The sequence below is a fragment of the Tunturiibacter psychrotolerans genome (assembly GCF_051013365.1).
In the GTDB taxonomy this organism is placed as follows: domain Bacteria; phylum Acidobacteriota; class Terriglobia; order Terriglobales; family Acidobacteriaceae; genus Edaphobacter; species Edaphobacter psychrotolerans_A.
Window position 1 is genome coordinate 698,577 of sequence record NZ_CP132941.1, and the last position, 25,319, is coordinate 723,895.

A 25,319-nucleotide genomic window follows, 5' to 3' on the forward strand; every position below is an offset into this window, starting at 1 on the left:
AGGAAAAACCATGAAGCTGCTAATTGCAGGCGGCGCAGGATATGTCGGCTCTACTTTGATCCCTAAACTGCTAGACCGAGGTTACAAGGTCGACGTCGTGGACTTATTTTGGTTTGGCAATCACTTGCCACGGCAGGTAGGTATCTTAAACAAAGATATCTTTCAACTTTGCGAGGAGGATTTGGAGCCTTATGACCAAGTCGTTTTTCTCGCAGGTCTATCGAACGATCCAATGGCGGAATACTCACCTAGTAAGAACTTTGTGTTCAATGCTGCAGCTCCGTCATATCTCGCCTACATGGCGAAGAAAGCCAGAGTGAAACGATACGTATACGCCAGTTCTTGTTCCGTTTATGGGTACACAGAAAATGAACTGTATGATGAGACTCAGCCAGTGAGTTCCAGCTATCCGTACGGGATTTCCAAACTGCAAGGCGAGCAGGCCGCACTGCAACTCGCGGATGAGAAGTTCTCCGTCATTGCGCTGCGCAAGGGGACCATCTCTGGCTATAGCCCACGGATGCGCTTCGACCTCATCATCAACACGATGTTCAAGAACGCCATGAAGGATCGTACGATCACTATCAACAATCCCTCGATCTGGCGGCCGATCCTAAGCATCCAGGACGCTGCGACAGCATATGTCCGAGCCATTGAGGCAAATCATAGTATCTCTGGCGTGTTTAATGTCGCCTCGGGCAATTACACCGTCGGAGAGGTAGGCGACTTGGTCAAGGCGGCAATTGAGGAGCGATTAGCAGTGTCAATTCACCTCGTCATTAAGCATGTTCAGGACTTTCGGAACTACAAAGTCAGCATTGAAAAGGCAAAAACTGTGCTGAGCTTCCATCCTACCCATGATCTGAAGTCCATTGTCACGGACCTGATAGAGAACATGAGCAAGTTTCAGGACTGGGACAACCCACTATATTCCAACATCGGAACGTTCAGATCGATCGAAAGCGGAATCGAGATGCAGGCCATGGCGAGCGCATTCTAACGATGAAGATTGTGGTGATTGGCGGCGATGGTCAGCTTGGCAGTGATTTAGTATCTGCCTTCACAGCAAACGGTGATGCTGTGCGTGCGTTAACTCATTCTCATATCGAGATCGCCAACCCCGCTTCGGTGTCGTGCCTACTTGAAGAGATTCAACCGGATGTGATCATTAACACCGCCGCGATGCATCATGTCGAGAATTGCGAGCGTGAGCCAGAGAAGGCCTTCGCAGTGAATGGTCTCGGGCCGAAGAATCTGGCCGTTGTCGCTCAGAGTTTGAACGCGGTCCTAATGCACGTCAGTACCGACTACGTCTTCGACGGCAGCAAGGGAAGCCCGTACACAGAAGCCGATAATCCACACCCACTGAACACCTACGGCATTACCAAGCTAGCCGGCGAACATTTCGTCCGTTCGAATTCGGAGAGGCACTTTGTGGTTCGCACCTCGGGTCTGTACGGAAGGAACCCCTGCCGAGCTAAGAACGGCCTCAATTTCGTAGAACTGATGTTGAAGCTTGGGAAGGAGCGGCCGGAGGTGCGCGTTGTCGACAGTGAGGTTGTTTCGCCGACGTCCACCGTGGAGTTGGCTCGGCAATTGGTGCAGTTGAGTCGTTCGGACTCCTATGGGATCTATCACGCGACAGCGGAAGGAAGTTGCTCCTGGTATGAATTCGCACAGGAGATTTTTGCACTTACTGATGCTCCGGTTCGATTGAAGGCGGCTGAATCTGGAGAATTCCCTACTAAGGTTCCTCGACCAAAGTATTCGGTGCTAGAGAACCAAGCCTTGAAGGCCCGAGGTTTGAATATCTGCAAGCATTGGCGGGATGGACTGCGCTCGTACTTGGAGGGACGGACCCACGTCCGAATCGGTTCAGATAAGTACCTAACTGCACCCACAACACCAAATCGCACCTAGGCATCTCGACAACATGACAGTCAAGGGGATCGCGTAGATGTCAGATAATGTAAGTATTCCGTTTCTGGACTTGGTAGGCCTTCACGACGGACTCGAGAAAGAATTGATATCGGTTTTCCAGACGGCGTTAAAAACAGCCGGGTTTGTTGGCGGTCCGATGGTCGACCAGTTTGAGCGCGAATTTGCACATTTTTGTGACGTCACACACTGTATTGGCGTCGCAAACGGAACTGATGCGGTAAGGTTCGCACTGATGGCGGCCGGAGTCGGCCCTGGCGATGTGGTTGTCACCGTTCCTCACACCTTTATCGCGACCACTGAAGCCATTAGCCAAACCGGTGCAAGACCGGATTTCGTAGACATCGATGATCGCACCCACGGTATGGATCCGCGGAAGTTACGGCATTTCCTTGAACGAGAATGCAAAATCGATTCTATAAGCGGCAAGCCAATCCACCGGAGATGGAATGCTCCAGTCACAGCTGTAGTGCCGGTGCATATCTACGGTCAGTCCGTAGATATGGATCCGATTCTTGAATTGGCTAGACGCTACCGTTTGATTGTCGTAGAAGACGCATGCCAGGCCCATGGTGCCGAGTATTACTCGAAAATGGATAGTCGATGGAAGAAGGCAGGGTCGATGGGGCATGCCGCTGCTTTCAGTTTCTACCCCGGAAAGAACTTAGGCGCGTGCGGTGAAGCGGGAGCCGTGACTACGAACAACCCCGAAATTGCTCGTCAAATTCGATTACTTCGAGATCACGGTCAATCGCGCAAATATTATCACGAGGTCGAAGGCTATAATGGCCGGATTGACGCGATTCAAGCCGGGATTTTGCAGGTCAAGCTTCGGTATCTTACTGAGTGGAACCGACAGCGGCGTGAAGCTGCCACAGGTTACCACGCGCTTTTGGAAAGAACGTGCTCTTGCCTTACCCTGCTCCGCGAGCCGTCCTGGTCTCGTTCTGTCTATCATTTATATGTAGTTCGTACTGGCGAGCGGGACAAACTGCAGAAACATCTGACTGAGGCCGGCATCGGCACAGGCATTCACTACCCCGTCCCCCTGCATCTTCAGGACGCTTATCGGTCCATGGGTTTTAGGCGAGGCGATTTTCCTATCGCGGAAAGCGTGGCTGCAGAGATACTCTCTTTGCCGATGTTCCCGGGATTGACTGTGTCACAGCAAAAGAGGGTAGTAGAGGAAGTTGCGTCATTTGAAGGCATCGGCGATACGCTTTCGGTTCAGTCAGCCACAACGGCCTAGGGTCGGCGCACCGCAAACAGATCGATCACTCCCCAGTGATTTCGATCAACAACGAGAGCATCGATCAAATAGGGACCTTCCACTTTCGACTGGCCGTTTGCACTTTCCGGGCATGCAAAACTCAACCTTTTCAATCAGCTAACGGGCAAATGCCCAAACTTGCCAAATGCAAAATAGGAATTTCTCGGGCCAACAGACCACGGCACACTCTAAAGGTGGTCATGCAACGTCTGTTTGTATTATCGTCGAAAATCTTCCAGTGCCGCTTGATCGGCGCGTCTGGAGCGAGGCGCTCGCATTGCGCGACGCGGGTTATTTAGTTTCAGTAATCTGCCCGAAGGGGAAGAATCTTCTTGCGTCAAGGTACGAGATTCTCGAAGGAATACATATCTATCGCCATCGCACGTGGGAAGCTTCGAACTCAGTCGGATACTTACTTGAATACGGCGTTGCTTTGATTGCCGAGCTCTATCTAACTTTGAAGGTCTTCCGCCGCACGAGATTTAGGATTCTGCATGGATGTAATCCTCCAGACACCATATTCTTGCTAGCTTTACTTTTGCGGCCATTCGGTGTTCGCTTCATATTTGATCATCACGATCTCGCCCCCGAACTTTTCGAGGCTAAATTCGGAGAACGGCGCCAAGCATTAGCTGCGCTAACACGCCTCGCGGAAAAGCTCTCGTTTAAAGCCGCTAGTGTCTCCATCGCTACCAATGAATCTTTTAAGGAGGTTGCTATCACGCGCGGTGGAATGCGTCCAGAACATGTGTTCGTCGTCCGAAACTGCCCCGACTTGACGAAACTCCGCACTACGCCGATTCGAAGAGATGTCAGGTATGGGAAGTCGTTGCAGGTCCTCTATGTAGGCTTCATGGCGCGCCAGGATGGGTTGCATCTGTTGCTTGAATCGATCGAGCATATTGTCAAACACGAGAAACGACGCGACACTAATTTCTTGCTGGTTGGGGGCGGTACGATGCTTCCTGAGCTTCGGTCGATTGTGGCCAAAAAGGAATTGCATTCTTTCGTTACATTTACAGGTCAGGTTTCGCACGACGAGGTTACCAACTATCTGTCCAATGCGGACATAGGTGTGGCCCCTGATCCAAAGACGTCGATGAACGACAACTCGACCATGATCAAAATTTTTGAGTATATGGCATTTGGACTGCCGGTAGTCCTATTCGATTTGAAGGAGGGTCGCCGATCGGCAGGATCAGCAGCTCTGTATGCCCAGCCTAACGATCCAATCGATTTTGCGAATCAAATAATCAAGTTGCTCAACTGCATGGAACTTCGCAAAAAACTCGGCGCCTGCGGTCGACAAAGGATCGAAGAAGGCTTGAATTGGAAAATTGAGAAGACAGCTCTTCTCAAGGCCTATAGTACTGCATTGGAAACGCGCTAGACTGCGTAAGACCGAACGAGAGTTTGAAGAGTATGGAGCTACGTCTGAGCAAAGTCGGTTTGCATTACATGTTTGCCTCGGCGTCACTCATCTTTGCTCTGGTGTCGTCCTCATGCTGCTACGCATCCGATTTAGTTTTCATCCGCTCAGATCATAGCGTATCTGATGACCAAAAAGAGATCGAAGCAGCAGCTGCCTTTTACGGACTTAATCTCAAAGTCGTCAAAGTAACTTCCCGCGGTGATGACCTCGCGATTCGAAGGACGGTCGAGGATAAAGAGACCGTGGGGGTAGCCATTGAGGCAAATGCCTTGGCTACCGTTAGCAAAAGGTCGTTGTTTCGAGCTTTGAACCGTAGAGCTATCAGCAATATTCCGCTGTTTATTCTTGGGGTCCAGCGAGATCTAAGCCTTGCGCTTCTGAAGGGTTGGTCTGGCGGCGAAGCGACTAGGTGCGCCCCGATTGAAAGTTCGTCCAAATCGCGATATGTGTTCGATCGCGTTCAAGGTGTGACGTGGCAGTTAGCGAATCTTGAAATTCCGCTTTCCAACAAAAAAACTTTGTACCTTGCGTTCGAAGACAACAGAATGGCTCAGCGGATTGAGAGTATACGCGGAGGGGGTGAGACTTTTCCTGTATTCATCGAGAGCACGATTGGACAGCAGGCGGTTTTCCTCGCGTGCGCGGTTCCCGAAGGAGGGAACGTTTCTGACAATCAAGATCTAGTGAGTGCCTTTCTCCGAATCGCGCCTGCGATGATGTTCGTAAGATATTCGGCCGGTGAACGGAGCTGGCATGCGCTCCATCACTACGCGAACTTCACCATTGACGATCCGTGGTTGCGTGAACCATACGGGCACGTCAACTACGAAGGTCTTTTGGGAGAAATGGACAAGCATCACTTTCACACCACGATTGCCTTTATCCCGTGGAATTACAAACGCAGCCAACCCGAAGTCGTTTCACTCTTTCGCAATCATTCCGATCTATTTTCGATCGCTATTCACGGAAATGACCACGATCACAAAGAGTTCACCGACTATGGAGAGAAATCGTTGGCTGATCAAGTTGGTGGCCTCCGACAAGCGCTGGCTAGAATGGAACGATTTCAGAGACTAACCGGGATCCCGTACGACAAAGTAATGATATTTCCGCACAGTATCGCCCCAGAGCAAACGTTGGGGGCCCTCAAGACATATAACTTCTTGGCCACTGTTAATTCGTCAAACGTCCCTCAGAATGCCACCAGGCCTGCGGATCTATCAGAAATACTGCGGCCCGTAACCTTGTCTTTCGAGGGATTTCCGAGCATTAGCCGTTACTCGACGGAAATGAAGATTTCGGAAGCATACATCGCAATAAATCAATTTCTTGATAACCCTCTCTTTTTTTACGCCCACTCAGATTTTTTCTCGAAGGGCATTAGCGCCTTTGATCAGGTGGCAGACGAGGTGAACAAACTTGAGCCGGCAACTGAGTGGCGCAGCTTAGGAGACATCGCGAGGCATCTCTATGTCGTAAAACTTAGGGACGATTCCAACTACGACGTCCAGGCATTCTCGAACGATATCTGCCTGGAAAACACAACCAGCCAGAGCTCAACTTTTTATGTGCAAAAGCGGGAGATTGGTGACCAGACAATAGACGCCGTCACTGTGGACGGATTGGCCCAGCCGTACTCCATTCAACAAGATCGAATTAGTCTGATCTTGACGATTCCGTTGCGTGGCAGTCGCTGCATCGCGATCCGATATGCGAACAATTTGAAATCAAGCCCCATCAACGCGTCGCACGGCTCTATCGTCGTTTACATGCTCCGAATGGGTTCCGATTTCCGGGATATTTATTTGGCTAAATCAGGCTTTGGTCTTGCATTCATCCGTTTTTACAATGTGCACCGGCTCAAGCCTGTAGAAGTAGTTGGGTGTTTATTTCTCTTCCTAGTCGCCCTAACATCTACGTGCCGGCTACTGTGGCTGTTTGCAAAAAGACGGCTTTCATCGAATCCGACTATTCCACACTGCCTAAAGAACTGAAATCGTGGGACAAGGAACACTCGCCGCAGAACAGCAAACACTCGATCGCGAGAGAGCTCAACGAGTGATTTTTTCTGGAAACGCCACGTCAAACGAGGTTATTCGATGAATCCTAAGTACATTATCATCACTCCTGTTCGTGACGAGGAGAAGTACATCGAATCTACCATCGGATCCGTTCTGTGCCAGACAATTTGTCCGGCCGAGTGGGTGATTGTCAACGATGGCTCGTCCGACCGAACGGGTGAAATTGCTGACCGATATGCCGCGATGTATTCTTGGATCCGGGTCGTACACCGCAAGAACAGAGGATTCCGGAAATCCGGTGGCGGGGTAATGGAGGCATTTTTCGAGGGATATAACAATCTACAAGCCAATAGCTGGGACTTTATTGTAAAACTCGACGGGGACTTGAGCTTCGATCCAGACTATTTCGAAAAATGTTTCGCATATTTCAGCCGAGATTCCGAACTCGGCATCGGCGGAGGGGAGATCCACCATAACGTTTCCGGAGAGCTGAAGCTCGAGGAAAATCCGAGATTCCATGTTCGAGGAGCGACCAAGATCTATAAGAGGGCTTGCTGGGAGGCAATCGGAGGGCTTTGGCCTGCACCGGGATGGGACACCATCGATGAAGTCAAAGCTAACATGTTGGGCTGGAAAACTTACGCTTTCCATGACCTGCGACTTCTTCATCATCGTTTCACGGGCTCCGAGGAAGGTCTGTTCCACGACAGGGTGAAGCACGGGGTGGCCTGTTATGTTTCTGGGTATCACCCGCTCTACCTAGCAGCAAGCTGCTTGCATCGGCTCGGCAAAAGACCATACCTCGTGGGTTCGGTCGGGATTATATGCGGCTTTCTAAAGGCTCAATTTGCTCACCAACCGAGACCAGAGGATCGCTCGTATTTGGAATACATACGCGGTCAGCAATTGAGGCGCCTCTGCGGGATGCAAACAATCTGGAAATAACCACCTCGAATCAGCGTCGATCTCGATCTTATGTGTGGAATCTGTGGAAAATTTGCTTTCGGAGCTAACGAAATGGTGTCGCCTGCGCTACTCAAAGCGATGGCAGACACGATTCACCATCGTGGCCCCGACGACGAAGGGTTCTATGTCTCGGGCCCGGTTGGGCTCGGTTTCCGCCGTCTTTCCATCATCGACCTTCAGAGCGGTCATCAACCTCTTTCAAACGAAGATGGCTCGATTTGGGTCATCTTTAACGGAGAAATCTACAACTACAAAGAGCTCCGCACGCTTCTCTTAGCCAAAGGGCACGTCTTCAAGACTCAGACCGACACGGAAGTTATCGTTCATCTGTTTGAAGAGTTTGGGCTTGATTGCCTCCAAAAATTACGCGGAATGTTTGCCTTCGCTATCTGGGATGAAAATGCGAGGACTTTGCTCCTCGCAAGAGACCGGGTTGGAATCAAGCCTCTCTACTATTGTTTGGGTGATTCGTCTTTGGTTTTTGCATCTGAGATCAAGGCGATACTAGCCGATCCTTCGATCAAGAGAAAGATGACCCCTCAACTCATCGATAGGTTCTTGACGTTCCAGTATATGCCTGGTGAAGACACGCTACTCAACGGAATCACCAAGCTGGCCCCGGGACACTACCTACTCGCCAACAATGGCAAAACGGTGATCCGCCAGTACTGGGATTTGCATTTTGGAGTGCCGTCTGAAGGAGCGAGTCTTCAAGACGCAGAAGCTGAGTTATTGAGCCTTTTGGCCGAGACCGTCAATCTGCACATGATGGCGGATGTTCCTGTGGGTGTCCTTTTGAGCGGAGGTGTCGATTCGACGGGCATCCTAAGCCTCGCCGTGAATGCCACTGACAAGAAAATTAGTACTTTTACCGTAGGCTTTTCGGGGGACAAAGTTCCGGACGAGAGACCCTATGCAAGGCTGGCCGCCGAGAAATTTGGAACCCAGCACTATGACATGACGATCTCTGCCGACGATTTTGCGGCGTTCCTGCCCCGATATATATGGCATATGGAAGAGCCTGTGTGTGAACCGCCAGCGATAGCACTCTATTACGTTTCCAAGTTAGCGAGAAGATACGTCACAGTGCTTCTCTCAGGAGAAGGCGGAGACGAAGCATTTGCGGGCTACAGCAGTTATCGCAACCTAGTTTGGCTCGAACACCTCAAAGTCGGCGGTCGTTCATTGAACGATGCTTTCGCCAAGAGTATTTCCCTCACTGACGCAGCGTTTGGCTCCCATCGATTCTCAAAGTACGGACCCTTGATGAATGAACGCTTTCCCGACTATTACTACAGTCGTACTTCAAACCCTCATAGCTTCACCGGAAACACCCTGGGCAAAGTCTACTCTGCTGATTTTACGCGAACGATTGACCGTGAACGGAGCCTGGAACCGGTGCGTCGGTTGCAAAACCATGTGCGAGGTCAGAGTACCCTAGATGCGATGCTCTATATTGATACCAAGTCGTGGTTACCGGATGATCTACTGATCAAAGCGGACAAAATGACAATGGCCAATTCCATTGAACTCCGTGTGCCTTTGTTGGATCACCGAGTATTGGAGTTCGCAGCGTCTCTGCGACCCGGACTCAAGCTGAACGGCCGCAATACGAAATACATCTTGAAGAAAGCACTATCGAAGAAAATCCCCAGTGAGATCCGCAATCGGAAGAAGGCTGGATTCCCGGTGCCTTACGAGTCATGGCTTCGCACCGATCTAAGAGATCTTATCTGGGACGTGTTGACGGACGGTAAGACAATCAGCAGAGGCTATTTCCGCAAGGACGCGGTCGAGAGCTTACTTCGGGCGAACTCGAACGGCGCCGACTACTCCAAAGAGATTTTTTCCCTCCTCAGCCTTGAGCTGTGGCAACGAACTTTTTTGGACAATGAACAAGTCGTCCTACAGTAGATTTCTGCATCTCACGATGACTATGGCCGCGGACGCGGTCTGGCGCATGCCTGCCTCCTTCCGGATTGCGCGCATCCTCGGTGATTCATACTCACTGAGGTGCTTGGTCTTCCATGATATTTCGGCAACCCGGTCGCCGTTTATGAACGGGATCAGTGTGAGCATCACGCCGAAGAAGTTCGAAGCCGCACTGAGATTTCTAACCGCGTACTATGCTCCTGTGCATCTGCAAGATGTTCTGACTAATTGCGATGGCCGTGGCTTACCGCCGCGAGCCATGCTAATAACATTCGATGACGCCTATGCGTCCGTCGCTCAGTGGGCCGCGCCTCTCTGCCAGCAATTTGGTGTGCCAGCCCTCTTTTTTGTAAACGCTGCTTTTCTCGATAACCAGCGCCTGGCGCCGGACAATCTTGTCTGCTATGTTGCAACCCTCTTGGGAATGGAGACTATCAATGCAGCTGTTCGCGCGGTACCCGGCTATGAAACCCTTGAATTGTGTTCGCTTGCTGAAGTCTTTGGTGCTTTTTTCCCAGCTATCTCGCTCGACGAAAGGGAACTCTTTCTTGATGCATTGCGACAATTTTCAGGCATCAACGAGACTCGCGTGGCGAATGAAGCACAACTATACCTAACCAGCAGACAGCTACGCGACCTAAGCTCCTTCGATTTCGAGATAGGGAACCATACGTACACCCACACACACTGCAGATCTTTATCGCAACAAGATTTCGTTTCAGAAGTGGACAGGAATAAGACGGAATTGGAGGCTGTGTCTGGAACAAAGATACGGTCGTTCAGCCAACCCTATGGTTCTTCGAAGGATCTCACGCCCGAGTTGAAGGAGCATCTTGAGCGCTCCGGGCACAAGGCTGTGTTTTTGAGCGAGAGTGTCGCAAATCCTCGAAGACCTGACCTACTTCATCTTGACAGGATCAGTACCTGTGCCGAAACCGATGCCGCTCTGTTTTCCGAGATCGAAATTCTGCCTCGCCTTCGTGCTACACGGAATCGACTTCTTACAACTTAGTGCCGATTCGGGCGGCCCGGATTCGTCGTCCGCGGACCAACGAGTAGTGGATCTGAACAATTACATCTAATCTGCCGACAGGAGACAACCGCATGCTTGAGGATCGCAAAACAATGACCCGTAAAGAATTCCTTTTGGAGATGGATGATATTCTTGGGCTGCATCCTGGGACCCTTCGAGGCGACGAGGAACTGGACGAACTCGAGAACTGGGACTCGACCTCACTCATTGGACTGATTGTCTTGGCGGAAACAACGAACGATGCGCACATCTCCCCGGATGACGTCGTTGGTTGCTCGACAGTCGCCGATCTTCTGCGGCTGGCTCGCGTGGACGTTAGCTCTTCTTGACTGTCAGCTAGCTCAAAGAAATCGTAAAACTCTAAGAGCGGTAAGAAGGTAACGACATTCTCAGGGCTTTGCCGAACAGATGACGTCCCAATGAGCGGATACCCTTTTTGCGAACGCTTGCAATTGGCATAGGAGAGCAAAGTCGTGCAATCAGAAATTTTAAGGGACATGCGGTTTCCTATCACAGCTGCGAATGTTTTGCGAAGGCGTCGCGCCCTAAAGAAAGAACTGCTCACGCAACCTAATTTAGTACCGACACGAATCGCAATTCTGGGTGGCTCAACAACAAGCGAAGTTACAAGCATGTTGGAGTTGTTCCTCTTGGCCGAGGGAATTCAGCCAACGTTTTACGAAGCCGGCTACAATCGCTACGCCGAGGACATCCTGTTCGAGAATCCAGAGCTGTGGAATTTCAAACCCGACGTCATCTTTATCTACACAACTTGGCATAATGTTTCACAATTCCCTGAATTGATGGAGACTGAAGAGGAGGTTGAACTGCGTATCCGCCGGGAGATGGCCCGGTTTGAATCTCTTTGGGAGAAAATTCACTCGGAGCTCGGCGCGTTGATCATCCAAAATAACTTTGACTTACCGCGCCTCAGACCTTTGGGAAATTTAGAGACGTTTGAGTCGTCTGGCCGCCTGAATTTCCTGATGAGGTTGAACGCCGAGTTTGCAACTTACGCACGCAGACACTCGCGTTTCCTCATTAACGATATTCTCTACCTTTCTGCGCAAGTGGGTCTGGACGCATGGCACAGTCACACTTATTGGTACAACTTTCATATGGCTGTGAGTCCAACGGCAACAGTTGCTCTGGCTCAAAACGTAGCCGCCATCGTTAAATCTGTCTACGGAAGGTCCAAGAAATGCCTAGTCCTCGACTTGGACAATACACTTTGGGGCGGAGTCGTTGGTGACGATGGCGTGCAAAACCTCATTTTGGGCCATGATCACCCGGTTGGCGAAGCTTTCTTGGATTTCCAGCGATATGTGAAAGACTTACAGCGGCGCGGCGTAATCTTGGCAGTATGTTCGAAGAACGACATAGAAAACGCAAAAGAGGGTTTTTCACACCCCGACAGCATCTTGAAGCTGGACGATTTCAGCGCATTCAAAGCAAACTGGAGTTCGAAATCGGAAAACATCCGCGAGATCGCTGCAGAACTCAACATTGGTCTTGATAGCATAGTGTTTATCGATGACAACCCCGCTGAGCGGGCTCAGGTCGCCGATCAACTGCCTGAAGTTGCGTCGCCTGACGTGGGCTCCAGCGTTGCCCGTTTCGCGGAGATACTAGAATCCGAGCGCTATTTCGAAGTGCACAAGGTGGTTCGGGACGACCTTAACCGTTCGGCCTACTACAATTCGAACGCACAACGGAGCGCATATCAGGCCGACTTCCGCGACCATGGAGAGTTTCTCGAGTCGCTCGGAATGACCGCTGAAATCGCACCTTTTTCTACTATGTATTTCGAGCGAATCACACAGCTAATTAACAAGACGAATCAGTTCAATCTGACTACGAGGCGGTACACGTGCGCTGAAGTCATGGCCATTGCTCAAGACCGGACTTTTGTAACTCTCTATGGCCGTCTGGCTGACAGGTTTGGCGACAATGGTTTGGTTTCAGTGCTGATTGGACGTGCAGTGAAGGAAACGCTTGAACTCGACCTTTGGCTTATGAGTTGTCGCGTTTTAGGCCGCGAGATGGAACTCACGATGTTTGATGCACTGGTCGAACAGTGTCAGGCGCGCAAAATACGCAGGATCGTGGGCATCTATATACCATCAAGAAAGAACATTATGGTTGCGGGGCATTACATGAATCTCGGATTTACTAAAGTTGAAGGAGCCTCTGAAACCCGGCAACTGTGGCATTACGACGTCCCGCAGTTCTACACGCAAGAAGCACGGTGCATTCGTAGAATCACTAACCCAGCAGGTGCGAGTCACGATCGCGAATTGGCAGCCGACAATGTCTCCGACAACTCCGAAATCCTTGAACTTGATCCTTTCGGCGAAGACCTGCCACTACCGCAAGTTTAAATATGGCCCGCGGACAATTTAAATTCCGATGACCGATTCTACGTGGCAAATCGAAGTCGATCGCGCGACAGCTGCCGAATGGTCGCAGATGCTTGATCTCTTTAAAGACGCGAACATTTACCAGACATCCGCGTACGGCGGAGTTCGCTGGGGAGAGAAAAGTCTCAGTCGGCTTGTGTTGAAGCGAGACGGCGATGTTATGGGAATGGCACAGCTCAGGATTGTTCGCCCCACTCCGCTGAGGTTTGGTATGGCCTATTTGCGCTGGGGGCCCCTCTGGGAGCGACGCGGTAAACTGCTCGATCCCGAGATTCTCGCTCGCCTAGCACACGCCATCGAGGATGAATACATTAAGGTAAGGAGATTGTTCTTGAGTATCCTGCCTAACGCGGTTATCGGTTCGCGACGCGGCGAGGCGTTCCAATGTGCTTTTTCAAAATTCACACAAGAACGACGGGAAGGCGATAAGACGTATAGAACTTTTGTTCTGGATCTCGCTCCTTCTCTTGAAGAGTTGCGGAGCAGGCTCGATAAGAAATGGCGAAATCAGCTTACGCGATCTGAAAAAAATAACCTTACAGTCGTCTCCGGGCAGAATTGCGAAGAGTACAGGGCCTTCTGCGCGATCTACTCCCAGATGCGCAACCGCAAGAGGTTTGAAACTACAGTGGATGCTGACGAATTCGGACGCATACAGGAAGCTTTAACGGAATCCCAACGCATGCATACTCTAATCTGTCTAGATAAGGGCGTTCCCGTGGCTGGCCTTGTTGTTTCGGCGATAGGCGATTCCGCTATTTACTTGCTCGGCGCCACCAGCGATGCCGGATTGAATTCCAAGGGAGCCTATCTCTTGCAGTGGACCGCGATTTGTTGGCTCAAGGAACGCGGCATTCGGTCGTACGACCTCGGAGGCATTGATCCCGAAGAAAACCCGGGTGTCTATCATTTCAAAAAGGGGCTATCGGGTGCAGACGTTTGTCAGATTAGCCAATTCGCCGCATCAGACAGCGCTGTCTCTTCCGGGATGGTTAAGGCGGGCTTGGTGATCCGCCGCACGTTTCGCGCCTCCTTCAGACCTCTAAGCGTTGCCCGTTTCAACCTTGCCCGTTCGGGTGGACAGACGTCGGCAAAAAGCTAAGCAAGTGTCCTCCTCCATCATGTCCGTGGATATCTCCGTCGTCATCGTCGCATGGAACGCTAAGCGCTATCTGGAGTTATGCTTGGAAAGCTTGGCCGAAGCTCCTCCCCGACGCAGCATGGAAGTGTTGGTCATCGATAACGCGTCCGAGGATGATTCGGTTGAAATGACTGAAGCCAGGTTTCCTTGGGTGAAGTTAATCAAGAGCAAGGAGAACCTGGGCTTCGCTAAGGGAAACAACGTGGTTATCCGGCAGTGTCAGGGACGCTACATCGCGCTCGTAAATCCGGATGTGATAGTGTTCCCGGGTTGCTTGGACACGCTCGCCGACTTTCTTGATCAAAATCCGAAAGTCGGGAATGTGGGCCCTCGCGTTTTCAATCCGGATATGACTCAGCAAAGCACCTGCCGACGATTCCCCACTCTCTGGAACAATTTTTGTTCCGCGACCCGATTGGAAAGCATATTTAGGGGTTCCCCTTTTTTCGCCGGTGAGCACATGTTCTATTTCCCGTATGACCGGACGGTCACCGTAGATGTCATCGTGGGTTGTTTCTCAATGATTCGTCGAGAGGCTTTTGATGACGTGGGACTGCTCGACGAAGGGTTGTTTATGTATGGCGATGACGTCGATTGGTGCCGGCGTGCGTGGAATGCCGGATGGCAGGTAGCTTTTTGTCCGGATGCGCGAGCTATTCACGACCGCGGCAAAACCACGGCTCCGTTTCCCGTTCGCTTTGCAGTCGCGCAACAGCGCTCCGTACTGCACTATTGGACTAAGCACCACACGTTCTTGGGTGTGCTTGGAGCCCGGAGCATCATGATTTTCCATCATTTGCTGCGTTACGGGATCGCGGCTCTACCGGCGCGCTCCCACAAGAAGTCGCAATACGAAGTGCGGAAGCAAGTGAGCAGTGCTTGTCTGCGGGAACTGTTGTACAACAGCGTTCCGAACAAGGGCTAAGGCAGCCATCATCATGCGTGTTTCAAATTCCGTTTCACGCTTGGCCGATTACTATAGGCGCCACGGTTTAGGAACGACGATACGCCGCGTCGGAGTTGCCGGAAGACAAGCGTTTTTTGCAGGTCGCATGGTGGTGTTTTACTGCAATCTCGATGAGCAAAGACTGCGCCCAATTGGCGTCCCAAACATACTTGCCGTGAAACGGGTCAACACTCTAGCTGAACTCAGCGCCGAGCATTTGCGAGAAATGACCAGCTTTTGGAACCCAAGGCTGGCAAGCCGAAATATTCGGGAGCGGTTCGACAAGGGAGCTTCGCTTTGGCTGGTTGAATTCGAATCCCACCTAGCTGGTTTCGGTTGGACGCTGCAGGGACGCACGATCGAACCGTATTACTTTCCATTGGCACAGAATGACGTGCACCTCTTCGATTTCCACGTGTTTTCTCATTATCGCGGACGTGGAATGAATCCGTACCTAATTGATCGTATCCTCGACGTTTTCGCGACGAATTTTGGGGGGCGAGCATTTATTGAGGTGGCGGAATGGAATGACGCCCAGTTATCGTCTCTTCGAAAAACTCCATTTCGCTGCTTGGGTTTCGTTAGATCCTTTAGCATTTTCGATCACACTTTGGTGTCATGGCGGTCTGGACCACCTGTGCTACCATTTAAAGAACTTGGAGTTGCACCTCGCGTTCTGTAATCGGTCGCTACGACGATCATTTGTCCTCTCGTTTCCTACTACGACGGTGACCAAAAGAAGCTGGTGGTGGAATTCGTTGAATGCTAAGAGATTCGTTTCGAATCGACGGTGTGGTTTCGGGTTAACTTCCCTGTTCTAGATCTGCCCTCTGGTTAGTAGAAAGCTGAGGCTCAAGTAACTTGAGCAGTGGCAAACAATTCAATCCAGGGAGTTTTATGTTTTTTCACATCGCATTCTGTTCGGCCAAGAACCTCTTAATACGGTCCACACATTCGTTTTCTAAAAATAAGATCCTGTGTTGTGCGGCGTTGATCGTCCTGCTTTCAGGCAATCTCCACGCGGCATGCCATACCGTAACCCCGTCCGGTTCCGGTTCCGGGACCGGTGCTGATTGGAATAACGCTCTTGCCAATCTACCCGCAACTCTGACGAGGGGAGATATCTATTATCTTGCCGATGGAAGTTACGGCAGTTACACATTTAGCCAATCAGGAACGGCAGCGGTCGAGATTCGCAAAGCCCAGACCTACGATAACTGCACTTCGACAGGATGGAACGCTTCCACGATGGGTTCGGCGCAGGCTGTTTTCGCTACGAATCGGCAATTCTCTATCCTGAGTGCTGGCTTAATCATCAATGGAAATGGCCAGCAAACCACGCAAGGGTGTGGTGGCGCGGTAGGCAATGATCCTACCGCCAAGCTAACCACTCCCGCCGATTGCGGGATCAAAGTAGATAACTCTGCGTCAGGCAATACGGATGGCATCAGCGATGGGGCAAACGCCGTCCCATTTACGTTGAAATACGTTGAGTACTACGGCTCCGGAAATGCGACCACAGAGAATTATCTGATTCGCGCCGATAACAGTCCAGGGGCTACACTCCAGCACATGTATCTTCATCGCTTTGGCTCTGTATGTGTCGTCGTTGGAGGGGCCAGCAACTTTGTTTTTACCGACAACTACATGTTCCGCAACCAGGTAACGGTAGGATCAGATCCTGCGCATGGCCAATGCCTGGAAAGCGGTGGCGACAGCGGACATTTCACGGTAGCTCGTAATGTTTTCCGCGACCTGGGCGGCACGGCAATCATGATGGCCTGGGTTGGCAGTGGCCAGGTCGAAAACGGTCCATATCTTTACTACGACAATCTGATCTGGAACACGCCCGGATTCACCCCTGCGTTTCCCAGTGCCAACGGTTTGCTCGCTTGTATCAACGGATTTACTTGCAATGGGGTCACAATGAGCGCCAACACGATTGTGGGCATGCCAAGCGGGGCACAAACCGGGATAGACAGCGAAACAGGTGGCAATTTTACAGTACAGAACAATATCTGGTACAGCGATGCGGTGATTGGAGACTTGGCAACAGGGGGGACTTTTACAGAGGATCATAATTCCTATCTCGCGTCGGGAACATCCTGTCCTTCCGGAACCGCCAACGTTTGCAACAGTGGATCTGCAAACCCGTTTACAAGTTGGACAACAGGGAATTTCACTCCGGCGAGTGATGGTTCCAATTGGAATAACCGAGCTTCGCTGGGTGCTCCCTATAACGTAGACGCAGAGGGGAATACGTTCACCACGGACAGGGGAGCGTTTCAATTCGGTGCCGCGAGTTCGCAGTTGCAACCACCCATCAATCTTTCTTTCACGGCACAATAAACTTCTTTACTTGTTGTACGGACGCGCAGGCGTCAGCCAGGCGCCGTTAGGTCGGTTTACATGTATGCCCGATTCGAAAAATGAACGGGCATACATCCGATCCTCTTAGGAAGCATTAGACAAAATCACACCTAGACGAAAGCCTTTAGACCCAGCCCTAAGCCGCGGGTACGGCTCGATCCATGGAACCAACGAACATTCGATTCGGAGCTGGTGCGGATACTACGCTGCTGCATCCGCTGGTGGCAGCGTGGATGATCATCGCCATGGTGTTGATCTTTGTCCTTCCACGCCGGAAGGCGATCGCTCCATTTCTCTTGGCGTTTTTCACGATCCCTCTCGGCCAAGTCTTGATAATCGGAGGCCTGCACTTCCCGGCGTTGCGCATCTTGATTTTGGCAGGATTGCTTCGAAGAATGACTTACCGGGAGGAGGCATCACGGAACAAGTTCGGGGGGGGCTTCAATGCCGTCGATCAGGCGGTTGTGATGTGGACAGTTTCAGCCCTGGCCATAGTCTCGCTTCAGTGGATGGAGTTACCAGCATTGATTAAGTTCGTGGGGGATTTCATCGACGCGCTGGGTGGCTACCTGGTGGTGAGGTTTTTGATTCCCGACGGCGAAGCAGTCCGGACCACAATCAAAGTATTTGGCCTGATTTGTTTGATACTCGGCGCCTGCATGGTCTACGAGCATTTCACGCGTAGGGACGTATTCGGCTATCTCGGAGGGTGTGCTCTCGATGCAGAGGTGAGAGAGGGGAGAGTGCGCGCAAGTGGAGTGTTAGGCACAATCCAGAGCGGGACGTTCGGAGGTGTCCTGGTTCCTTTGTTTCTCTGGCTTGGAGCGGAAAGAAAGTCCCGTTGGATCGCAGGTGCGGGACTCGCCGGAGCGACGGCGATGGTCATAACGTCGGGCGGAAGTACGGCGGTCATGGCCTGTGGCGCAAGTTTCCTTGGGCTGGGCTTCTGGCCTCTGCGCAAACAAATGCGATTCTTGCGGTGGGGATTGGTCGCGACTCTGGTGGGACTGCACCTTGTGATGAAAGGGCCGGTTTGGTCCCTGATTGAGCACATTGACTTGACCAGCGGTTCCTCCAGCTTTCATCGCTATATGCTGATCGACACCCTGATACACCACTTCGGAGATTGGTGGATCTTGGGCACAAGGACCAATGGCACGTGGGGATGGGAAATGTGGGACACATGCAACCAGTTTGTTGACGTAGCAGTGAGGGGCGGTCTATTGACGCTGGTACTCTACATCCTGATTCTCAAACGAAGCTTCGCAGCCATTGGCAACGCCAGAAAGCGAGCGAGCGGGGACGGCAAACAAGAGTGGTTCCTCTGGTGCCTGGGATCTTGCCTTTTTGCCAATGTCGTGGCACAGTTTGGAATCAACTACATGATTCAGCTGCAGTTGCTCTTGTTTCCTTTGCTGGCTTGCATCTGTGCAGCGACTGTCAGAGTTGCGCACGCGAAGACGGCAAAGACTAAGCCCGTCTTACTTCTCCAGACGGCAAACACTTGACTTGATTGCATCCGCGAGCGATAGCTACATCTCAAAAATCAGCCTATAAAGATTTTGCGGTAGGCATATCGACCTAAATTTCCTTTGATTTGGCTACTATCCGTCTCGAGCCAATTTGCTTGAAGGATTTCCACGCCGCAATGGATTTGTGCGACACCAGATAGAGGAGTTGCCTATATGAACCCAAAGGTATCGGTGGTGATCCCGACCTATAATCGGGCTGAGCAAGTTCAGAAAAGCGTCGAAAGTGTTTTGGAGCAGAGCTTTACTGATCTGGAAGTCATCGTGGTTGATGACGGATCATCCGATGACACAGGCCAAACACTAAAAAATACCTTCGGCGATCGTATTCGTTACTACTTCCAACCAAATCAGGGCGTCAGCGTGGCGCGGAATAAGGGGATCGAGGAAGCGAAAGGCGAATGGATTGCCTTTCTCGATTCAGACGATCTATGGGAAAAGGAGAAGCTCGATTGGCAATTCAAAGCCCTTGAGCGATTTGCCCCACAGTGTACTGCGTGTTACACCGACGTACGGTTCTATAACAACTCCGAAACGCGCACCATGTTTCACCTGACACAAGAGAGCTACCGGCACGAAGATGCGATCGGCACGAACCCTGATGTACTTCGACTACTGGTGAGACCCGGGGGAGCTGGTATGGTTGTCTGTCTATCCTCCTTCTTGGCGCACAGAAATGTGCTGAAAAAGGCGGGGGAATTCGACCCTACCCTGCTGTACAGCCAGGATAGTGAATTCCTGTTTCGGCTGGCGCTACAGACTGGTTTCTGCTACGTCAACCTTCCGCTCGTACGATTTGATCGATCGCCTGCGGAGACTCGCCATACAGGAGTGCAATCAGAATGGAACAACTTCGAATTCTGGCTGCGGGATAGTCAGCTCCGCCTCGAAGGGCTCTTGCGTTTGACTGAAAGCCAGCCGCCTAAGATTCGCAATTTGATCCGGCAGCAGCTCGGCTCCATTCATAGCGGATGGGTCAACTGCTATTTGAAAAATGGACAGTACGGGGAAGCACGCGCCGCCGCTTCCAAGGCAGTGCAAATGAGAATAACGTTCAATGTCGCACTGAAGTGGCTGCTGACCTGGATTAGTCCACCGCTCGCCCTCCGAATTGCACGTCGCCGCGAAAATGACAGAGCTTCGGCATTTACCGTATAACAAAGTGCTCGGGAGAAAACTATGGACAAAAGTACATTATTGGCCCCGGTCGCACGGCGGGAACCTATCGCCAACAGCGAGAGCGCAGTTAGGGAGCGCGACCAGGAGCAGTGTCCAATTTGCGGAGTAGCCGACGCGGATCTGTGGGCACAAGGACCAGACAGACTTCACGGCAGGACAGAAGAGTACACACTGTTACGGTGTTCGGCATGTTCGCTCGTCTGGCTTAGTTCTCCCCCGAGACCCGAGGAAATGCACTTGCACTATACAGAGGCTTATCACAAATTAATTTCGGGTGCAGGGGATAACTCCGTTAAGCGCTGGAAGGGGCGAAAGGCAGATCTGGTACAGCAAAAGCGGTCTGGCGCTCTGCTCGACTTGGGCTGCAGTTCTGGGTCTTTCCTGGAATCGATGCGTAGCGAATCCTGGAAACTGTATGGCATCGAGATGTCCCCGGAGTGTGCAAAGGCAGCGGAAGCTAGGTGCGGCGCGCAAGTATTTGTCGGAAATATCCTTGATGCTCCATTCCCACCTGAGTCGTTCGACGTGATTACGTGCTTCGATGTGCTCGAACATCTTTTTGAACCTCGACAAGTGATGGAGAAAGTGGCGACATGGCTGAAGCCTGGGGGCATTTTTTTTGTCCAGGTCCCCAACATTGATTCGGCCGAGGCGCGTGCCTTCGGAACCTATTGGCATGGATTGGAATTGCCGCGGCACCTATTCCACTATTCGCCTGAGTCGCTCAGATTCCTGGCCGAATCAACAGGACTCCAGCAAGTCGCCCTCGAATCCCGGCGTAATCCTGCAGTGGGAACCAGCCTGCGCTATGTCTGGGATGATGCCTTCCGCGCCGTGGGTATACGACGAACGCCTGTTGCTTACCGCGGCCAGGCGAGTCTCCCATGGAGAGCAGGTCGTAAGCTGGTACGCCTGACTGTTTTGCGGTTTCTTCTGGCGGTGGCGCCTATCCTGGGCGGAGGAGAAGCAATCCATGCGATCTTCCGAAAGGGAGAACCGCTTGAACATGAGCCGTCGACATCTGCATCCAAGATGCACCGGCTTCTAAAACGACGAGGTTCCGTAAACATCTCACGCAACCCCTCACTCCGTATGGAGCCCCCGAAGCCATCGTCCCTTCTTGATTAAGACTGTTGAGCATAAGCATGAACCAGGTTGCCCTAAAAGAAAAAATTCAAGCAATGCCCGCTGTCTGGAGTGCGAGCCGTAATTTAATTCTCTCTCCTGTCCGATCCTATTTTCGATACTTTCCGGTGAGCGGCGGAAAGCGCTTCCTTTGGAAAAGCGTAGCCTGCCACGTTCGATGGCTAGAGTCTTGGACAACAGCGACGACTCTGTTCGGGAGTAAGCTCCGCGTCGATCCTAAGGACGACGTCGGAAGATGCATCTATTACTTCGGCGTTTGGGAGCCTAACTTAACCGCGTGGATTACTCGTTCTCTTTGTCCGGGAGACACGTTCGTTGATGTGGGGGCCAATGTTGGATATTTCTCTGCCTTGGCAGCAGGAATTGTAAAAGATCAAGGAAGCGTAGTATCCATCGAGGGCATGCCAAGAACATGCGATGTACTCAAAGCAAATTTCCAGTTAAACGGGATTCGCAACGGCAGAATTGTACCCATGGCTGTCTGGGACTCTTTTGGTGACATTGAGATGTTCGGGCCTAGTACAGGAATCTTTGGGACCGCGAGTGCCCTCAAGAGTCGGGCCGATGAATTTGACCTCAAGAGTAAAGTTATAGTTCCCTGCGCACCATTGTCTTCGATTCTCACAGCGGCGGAAATTAACGCTGCTCGCATAGTTAAAATTGATGTAGAGGGAGCAGAATGGCGGGTAGTCTCCGGAATGAATGAGCTGATGGAAAATGGTAGAGAGGATCTTGAGATCGTCTTAGAGCTCAACCCGAATAGCCTCCATCAAGAAGGCCAATCCTGCCGAAGTGTACAGATGCATTTTAAGAGATTCGGTTTTCATCCCTACCAAATCGAAAATATATACGGTGACCTATCTCGCATTTCCTTAAAACCACCCTCGCGGCCTAAACGAATCGAGCAAATCCAGGAGGGGGGGCAGTCCGATGTCATTTTCTCTCGTCGAGATGTTGACGTACTCTGATTTTCGACTTCATCCGTCTCAACCACCAGAGGTGCCCGATAGACCTGTGCACCGCACCCACCTTTAGCAGTTCTTGCACAATCCGGGAGCATTTCGATGCCATCCAGTATCCAGGACTCGTTACGTATGGATTCCGGGAAAGATCCAGAGCTGCAATCCTAAGTCGAGCAGAGCGTCGGATTGCTTGTGTCGCGCCAACTCTATCTTTCGCATCTTCAATCGCTTGGCTGGGCGCCGGCACCTGACATTAACCTGTGGTATGCCTTGTACAGTGCAGTTGCATTTCTTCGGGTCCTGCTCGCGATCACTCCTCTAGTGGGTACGGGTTGAATACATCCACGCGGTATTCCGCAAGAAAAAGAAACGAATTAACTCCTAAGGATGAGATCGTGCATCATTCAGATAATCGTCGACCGTTTGAGGACCCCTTGAATTTTTTGTCCAAGGGACTTACAAAATTGAACGGCATCTGGATCAGACGAATGTATTCATTTGCCTCCATAGGATGTAACGTCTCATTTCATCCCACGAGCAAGGTGAGTCGGCAACGGGCGGGCAGGATAAGCCTTGGCAACTCCGTAAGACTGTTGGAGTACGCTTGGCTCAATGTAGCCACTGACGACGCGAACGGTGAACCCACGGTCGTCATCGACGACAACTGCAGCATAGGCTATGGCTCTATCATATCGGGCAAAAATAGCGTCCACCTAGAGCGTGACATACTCGTTGGTCAGCATGTCGTCATCCAAGATCATAGCCATGCGTATGAGGATATCGACGTGGCAATTATTAATCAAGGTATTACCGAAGGAGGTCGAATCCTGATCGGTGAAGGATCTTGGATCGGCCGTGGAGCAGCCATCCTCTGCTCAAGAGGTGAACTGAGAATAGGGCGTCATTGTGTAGTCTCAGCCAATTCAGTGGTAACACGAAGCATCCCAGATTACTCTGTAGTTTTTGGAATGCCCGCGACAATCATTCGACAATACGATCCGGAAAAGCGAGCTTGGCGGATGGGTCAGGTGAAAAGGGGGAGTTCGGCAGATTGTGAGAATGGAGTGGACGCCGATTCGATGGATCGCACAGCAGCACTTAATGGAAAGGGGCATCTTACATAGTTAGCGTTTAACCATATGGACAAAATATCGTATACATCCTCGCCCAAAATAAGGCTTGCTCACAGTGGTAACGAGGACGGCGTAGACGCGATGAGCGGTAGCAGTGCATCTCGCGCTCGACTCCAGGACCCATTGAAACTTATTCCTCGGATATTAAGGAGGCTTTACACTGAGTGGCTACGAATGACCTACCCATTCGAATCCATTGGTTCCAAGGTGTCTATCCATCCGACATGTTTCATCGACAGGAAAAATGCACACCGGATCAAGCTAGGCAACCATATTCGTATAGAAAAAGATACCTGTTTGGGTTTGAGTGTTCCACCCGAGGAGGATGGCGAGCCAGTAATCGTAATCGACGACAATTGTGTCATTCATTGGCGTACGCAAATTGGGGGCAAGAATCGGATCCATTTAGAGCGGGACGTCCTCGTTGCACAGGACGTTTTGATCGTCGACCAGAACCACGCGTATGAGAACATCACAATCCCTATTGTGGACCAGGGATTTACGGAAGGTGGCACCATTCGAATCGGGCAGGGGTCATATATCGGGCACGGAGCCGCCATCATAGCTTCGAGGGGAGATCTGGTTTTGGGCCGCAATTGCGTTGTGGCTGCTCACTCAGTTGTTACGAGGAGTGCTCCGCCCTATTCGGTTCTTTCAGGCAACCCGGCGATGATCGTTCGACAGTTCGACCCGGTTAAACAGGAATGGGTCACGGGACGAGTTCGTTCAGCGGAGAATACACCCGTATAGCGAGAGCAAGCGGATAGTTCCACTCTGTATCAACTATATGAATCCCGGAGAGGAAATGGATCTTGAGTCGCTACCGCTGGTGAGTATAGTCTCTCCCGTGTATAACAACGAGGAGCATCTTGCGGAGTGCATTGAAAGCGTTCTCAAACAGACTTATCCGCACTGGGATTATACGATAGTCAATAACTGTAGCAAGGACAGATCGGGAGAGATCGCACGACGTTATGCCGCGAGAGACCCGCGTATTAGAGTTCACGATAACGAACAGTTCTTAAAGGCAATTCCTAATCATAACCATGCGTTACGTCAGATTTCCCCAAAGAGCAAGTACTGTAAAATGGTGTTTGCCGATGACTGGATCTTCCCGCAATGTATAGAAGAAATGGTAAATCTCGCTGAGGAACATCCGTCAGTTGGGATCGTTGGAGCTTACGGTTTGGAAGGGGAGAGAGTCGCGTGGAGTGGGCTCCCCTATTCTAGTAGGGTTGTGTCAGGCCGCGACATCTGCCGCCGCACGTTCCTGGAGGGTATTTACGTATTTGGGACGTCGACGTCCGTCCTATATCGCTCCGACCTTATCAGAGGCCGACATGCCTTCTACAATGAGGCGAATTTTCTAGCTGATAGGGAGGCGTCGGTAACACTCTTAAAGACATGCGACTTTGGCTTTGTCCACCAGATACTAACCTTTAAGAGATTGGGGGAGCAATCGCTGACTGCAACTGTGGCCTTGGATTTAATGACCCACTACAATTGCACGTTATATGTTCTAGTGACCCATGGCCCGGATTTTCTCAATAAGCAAGAGTTCGACGCCTGCTTGGATCGGCTTTTGACCGAATATTATAATTTTCTTGCTGTAAGTCTTTTGAAGGGCCGCCGCGACAAGAGGTTCTGGGACTATCATCAGAAGAAACTAGCAGAGATTCTTGGCTTTAGCAGGTCCCGTCTGGCCATAGCAATAGTGGCTAGGATATGTAAAGCCTTGCTGAATCCCTACGAGACTATTGAAAAGCTGGGCATTCGCAGGAACGCCTCCAACGGGGAATCTGTTACGGAAAGCTCTGATGGTAGTCAATTGGCTATGCATACCAACGAGATCCGATAGGATCGGGCACTCCCAATATTTTGGGCGAAGAGGCCTCTGGTTC

General features: G+C 51.3%; 20 protein-coding genes. 19 read left to right on the plus strand and 1 reads right to left on the minus strand.

Annotated elements, in window-relative coordinates; translation table 11 throughout:
- Positions 1-10: 10 nt before the first annotated feature.
- The 18 genes from RBB76_RS02885 to RBB76_RS02970 all read left to right on the plus strand — a co-directional run bounded on the left by RBB76_RS02885 (position 11) and on the right by RBB76_RS02970 (position 22,291).
- The gene (locus RBB76_RS02885) at positions 11-1,000 is read left to right on the plus strand and encodes an NAD-dependent epimerase/dehydratase family protein (RefSeq protein ID WP_429632821.1); all 990 of its coding nucleotides are present in this window, start codon (positions 11-13) and stop codon (positions 998-1,000) included.
- 2 nt (positions 1,001-1,002) lie between these two features.
- Positions 1,003-1,920, plus strand: a complete 918-nt coding sequence (rfbD, locus tag RBB76_RS02890; protein WP_429632819.1) for a dTDP-4-dehydrorhamnose reductase — start codon at positions 1,003-1,005, stop codon at positions 1,918-1,920.
- Positions 1,921-1,957: 37 nt separating this feature from the next.
- Positions 1,958-3,187 carry a DegT/DnrJ/EryC1/StrS family aminotransferase gene (locus RBB76_RS02895; protein WP_429632817.1) on the plus strand — a complete coding sequence of 410 codons (1,230 nt, stop codon included), beginning with the start codon at positions 1,958-1,960 and terminating at the stop codon, positions 3,185-3,187.
- Positions 3,188-3,446: 259 nt separating this feature from the next.
- Positions 3,447-4,598: a glycosyltransferase family 4 protein gene (locus RBB76_RS02900; RefSeq protein WP_429632815.1), complete on the plus strand. Its 1,152-nt coding sequence runs from the start codon at positions 3,447-3,449 to the stop codon at positions 4,596-4,598.
- A 32-nt stretch (positions 4,599-4,630) separates the two neighbouring features.
- Positions 4,631-6,634, plus strand: a complete 2,004-nt coding sequence (locus RBB76_RS02905) for a hypothetical protein (protein WP_429632813.1) — start codon at positions 4,631-4,633, stop codon at positions 6,632-6,634.
- Positions 6,635-6,739: 105 nt separating this feature from the next.
- On the plus strand, positions 6,740-7,606 hold the full coding sequence (locus RBB76_RS02910; RefSeq protein ID WP_429632811.1) for a glycosyltransferase family 2 protein: 867 nt from the start codon (positions 6,740-6,742) through the stop codon (positions 7,604-7,606).
- A gap of 30 nt (positions 7,607-7,636) precedes the next feature.
- A complete protein-coding gene (gene asnB, locus RBB76_RS02915) occupies positions 7,637-9,541 on the plus strand; it encodes an asparagine synthase (glutamine-hydrolyzing) (protein WP_429632809.1) in 1,905 nt (634 codons plus the stop codon).
- 22 nt (positions 9,542-9,563) lie between these two features.
- Complete coding sequence (locus tag RBB76_RS02920) at positions 9,564-10,571, plus strand: polysaccharide deacetylase family protein (protein ID WP_429632807.1); 1,008 nt, start codon at positions 9,564-9,566, stop codon at positions 10,569-10,571.
- 113 nt (positions 10,572-10,684) lie between these two features.
- Positions 10,685-10,921, plus strand: coding sequence for a hypothetical protein (locus tag RBB76_RS02925; RefSeq protein WP_429632805.1), 237 nt, complete (start codon positions 10,685-10,687; stop codon positions 10,919-10,921).
- A gap of 144 nt (positions 10,922-11,065) precedes the next feature.
- Positions 11,066-12,973 carry an HAD-IIIC family phosphatase gene (locus RBB76_RS02930; RefSeq protein WP_429632803.1) on the plus strand — a complete coding sequence of 636 codons (1,908 nt, stop codon included), beginning with the start codon at positions 11,066-11,068 and terminating at the stop codon, positions 12,971-12,973.
- A gap of 28 nt (positions 12,974-13,001) precedes the next feature.
- Positions 13,002-14,114 carry a lipid II:glycine glycyltransferase FemX gene (locus RBB76_RS02935; RefSeq protein WP_429632801.1) on the plus strand — a complete coding sequence of 371 codons (1,113 nt, stop codon included), beginning with the start codon at positions 13,002-13,004 and terminating at the stop codon, positions 14,112-14,114.
- Positions 14,115-14,133: 19 nt separating this feature from the next.
- Positions 14,134-15,078, plus strand: a complete 945-nt coding sequence (locus tag RBB76_RS02940) for a glycosyltransferase family 2 protein (protein ID WP_429632799.1) — start codon at positions 14,134-14,136, stop codon at positions 15,076-15,078.
- 13 nt (positions 15,079-15,091) lie between these two features.
- Positions 15,092-15,781 (plus strand): GNAT family N-acetyltransferase, encoded by a 690-nt coding sequence (locus RBB76_RS02945; protein WP_429632797.1) that lies wholly within the window; start codon positions 15,092-15,094, stop codon positions 15,779-15,781.
- A gap of 215 nt (positions 15,782-15,996) precedes the next feature.
- The gene (locus tag RBB76_RS02950; RefSeq protein ID WP_429632795.1) at positions 15,997-17,448 is read left to right on the plus strand and encodes a hypothetical protein; all 1,452 of its coding nucleotides are present in this window, start codon (positions 15,997-15,999) and stop codon (positions 17,446-17,448) included.
- 182 nt (positions 17,449-17,630) lie between these two features.
- Positions 17,631-18,977 (plus strand): hypothetical protein, encoded by a 1,347-nt coding sequence (locus RBB76_RS02955; protein WP_429632793.1) that lies wholly within the window; start codon positions 17,631-17,633, stop codon positions 18,975-18,977.
- Between the two features lie 177 nt (positions 18,978-19,154).
- A complete protein-coding gene (locus RBB76_RS02960; RefSeq protein WP_429632791.1) occupies positions 19,155-20,156 on the plus strand; it encodes a glycosyltransferase family 2 protein in 1,002 nt (333 codons plus the stop codon).
- A 252-nt stretch (positions 20,157-20,408) separates the two neighbouring features.
- Complete coding sequence (locus RBB76_RS02965) at positions 20,409-21,305, plus strand: class I SAM-dependent methyltransferase (protein WP_433963509.1); 897 nt, start codon at positions 20,409-20,411, stop codon at positions 21,303-21,305.
- A 17-nt stretch (positions 21,306-21,322) separates the two neighbouring features.
- The gene (locus RBB76_RS02970; RefSeq protein ID WP_429632787.1) at positions 21,323-22,291 is read left to right on the plus strand and encodes an FkbM family methyltransferase; all 969 of its coding nucleotides are present in this window, start codon (positions 21,323-21,325) and stop codon (positions 22,289-22,291) included.
- A 1,388-nt stretch (positions 22,292-23,679) separates the two neighbouring features.
- Here RBB76_RS02970 and RBB76_RS02975 read toward each other — a convergent pair.
- Positions 23,680-23,823, minus strand: a complete 144-nt coding sequence (locus RBB76_RS02975; protein WP_429632785.1) for a hypothetical protein — start codon at positions 23,821-23,823, stop codon at positions 23,680-23,682.
- Between the two features lie 400 nt (positions 23,824-24,223).
- Between RBB76_RS02975 and RBB76_RS02980 the strand changes: the two genes are divergently transcribed.
- A complete protein-coding gene (locus RBB76_RS02980; protein WP_429632783.1) occupies positions 24,224-25,276 on the plus strand; it encodes a glycosyltransferase family 2 protein in 1,053 nt (350 codons plus the stop codon).
- The last annotated feature ends 43 nt before the right edge of the window (positions 25,277-25,319 follow it).

What these genes read in the sequence shown, in the direction of transcription:
- RBB76_RS02885 (WP_429632821.1), top strand. Translation starts at nt 11, where the DNA reads ATGAAGCTGCTAATTGCAGGCGGCGCAGGATATGTCGGCTCTACTTTG.
- rfbD (WP_429632819.1), top strand. Translation starts at nt 1,003, where the DNA reads ATGAAGATTGTGGTGATTGGCGGCGATGGTCAGCTTGGCAGTGATTTA.
- RBB76_RS02895 (WP_429632817.1), top strand. Translation starts at nt 1,958, where the DNA reads ATGTCAGATAATGTAAGTATTCCGTTTCTGGACTTGGTAGGCCTTCAC.
- RBB76_RS02905 (WP_429632813.1), top strand. Translation starts at nt 4,631, where the DNA reads ATGGAGCTACGTCTGAGCAAAGTCGGTTTGCATTACATGTTTGCCTCG.
- RBB76_RS02910 (WP_429632811.1), top strand. Translation starts at nt 6,740, where the DNA reads ATGAATCCTAAGTACATTATCATCACTCCTGTTCGTGACGAGGAGAAG.
- asnB (WP_429632809.1), top strand. Translation starts at nt 7,637, where the DNA reads ATGTGTGGAATCTGTGGAAAATTTGCTTTCGGAGCTAACGAAATGGTG.
- RBB76_RS02920 (WP_429632807.1), top strand. Translation starts at nt 9,564, where the DNA reads ATGGCCGCGGACGCGGTCTGGCGCATGCCTGCCTCCTTCCGGATTGCG.
- RBB76_RS02925 (WP_429632805.1), top strand. Translation starts at nt 10,685, where the DNA reads ATGACCCGTAAAGAATTCCTTTTGGAGATGGATGATATTCTTGGGCTG.
- RBB76_RS02935 (WP_429632801.1), top strand. Translation starts at nt 13,002, where the DNA reads ATGACCGATTCTACGTGGCAAATCGAAGTCGATCGCGCGACAGCTGCC.
- RBB76_RS02940 (WP_429632799.1), top strand. Translation starts at nt 14,134, where the DNA reads ATGTCCGTGGATATCTCCGTCGTCATCGTCGCATGGAACGCTAAGCGC.
- RBB76_RS02945 (WP_429632797.1), top strand. Translation starts at nt 15,092, where the DNA reads ATGCGTGTTTCAAATTCCGTTTCACGCTTGGCCGATTACTATAGGCGC.
- RBB76_RS02950 (WP_429632795.1), top strand. Translation starts at nt 15,997, where the DNA reads ATGTTTTTTCACATCGCATTCTGTTCGGCCAAGAACCTCTTAATACGG.
- RBB76_RS02955 (WP_429632793.1), top strand. Translation starts at nt 17,631, where the DNA reads ATGGAACCAACGAACATTCGATTCGGAGCTGGTGCGGATACTACGCTG.
- RBB76_RS02960 (WP_429632791.1), top strand. Translation starts at nt 19,155, where the DNA reads ATGAACCCAAAGGTATCGGTGGTGATCCCGACCTATAATCGGGCTGAG.
- RBB76_RS02965 (WP_433963509.1), top strand. Translation starts at nt 20,409, where the DNA reads ATGCACTTGCACTATACAGAGGCTTATCACAAATTAATTTCGGGTGCA.
- RBB76_RS02970 (WP_429632787.1), top strand. Translation starts at nt 21,323, where the DNA reads ATGAACCAGGTTGCCCTAAAAGAAAAAATTCAAGCAATGCCCGCTGTC.
- RBB76_RS02975 (WP_429632785.1), bottom strand. Translation starts at nt 23,823, where the DNA reads ATGGATCCGATTCTTGCCCCCAATTTGCGTACGCCAATGAATGACACA.
- RBB76_RS02980 (WP_429632783.1), top strand. Translation starts at nt 24,224, where the DNA reads ATGGATCTTGAGTCGCTACCGCTGGTGAGTATAGTCTCTCCCGTGTAT.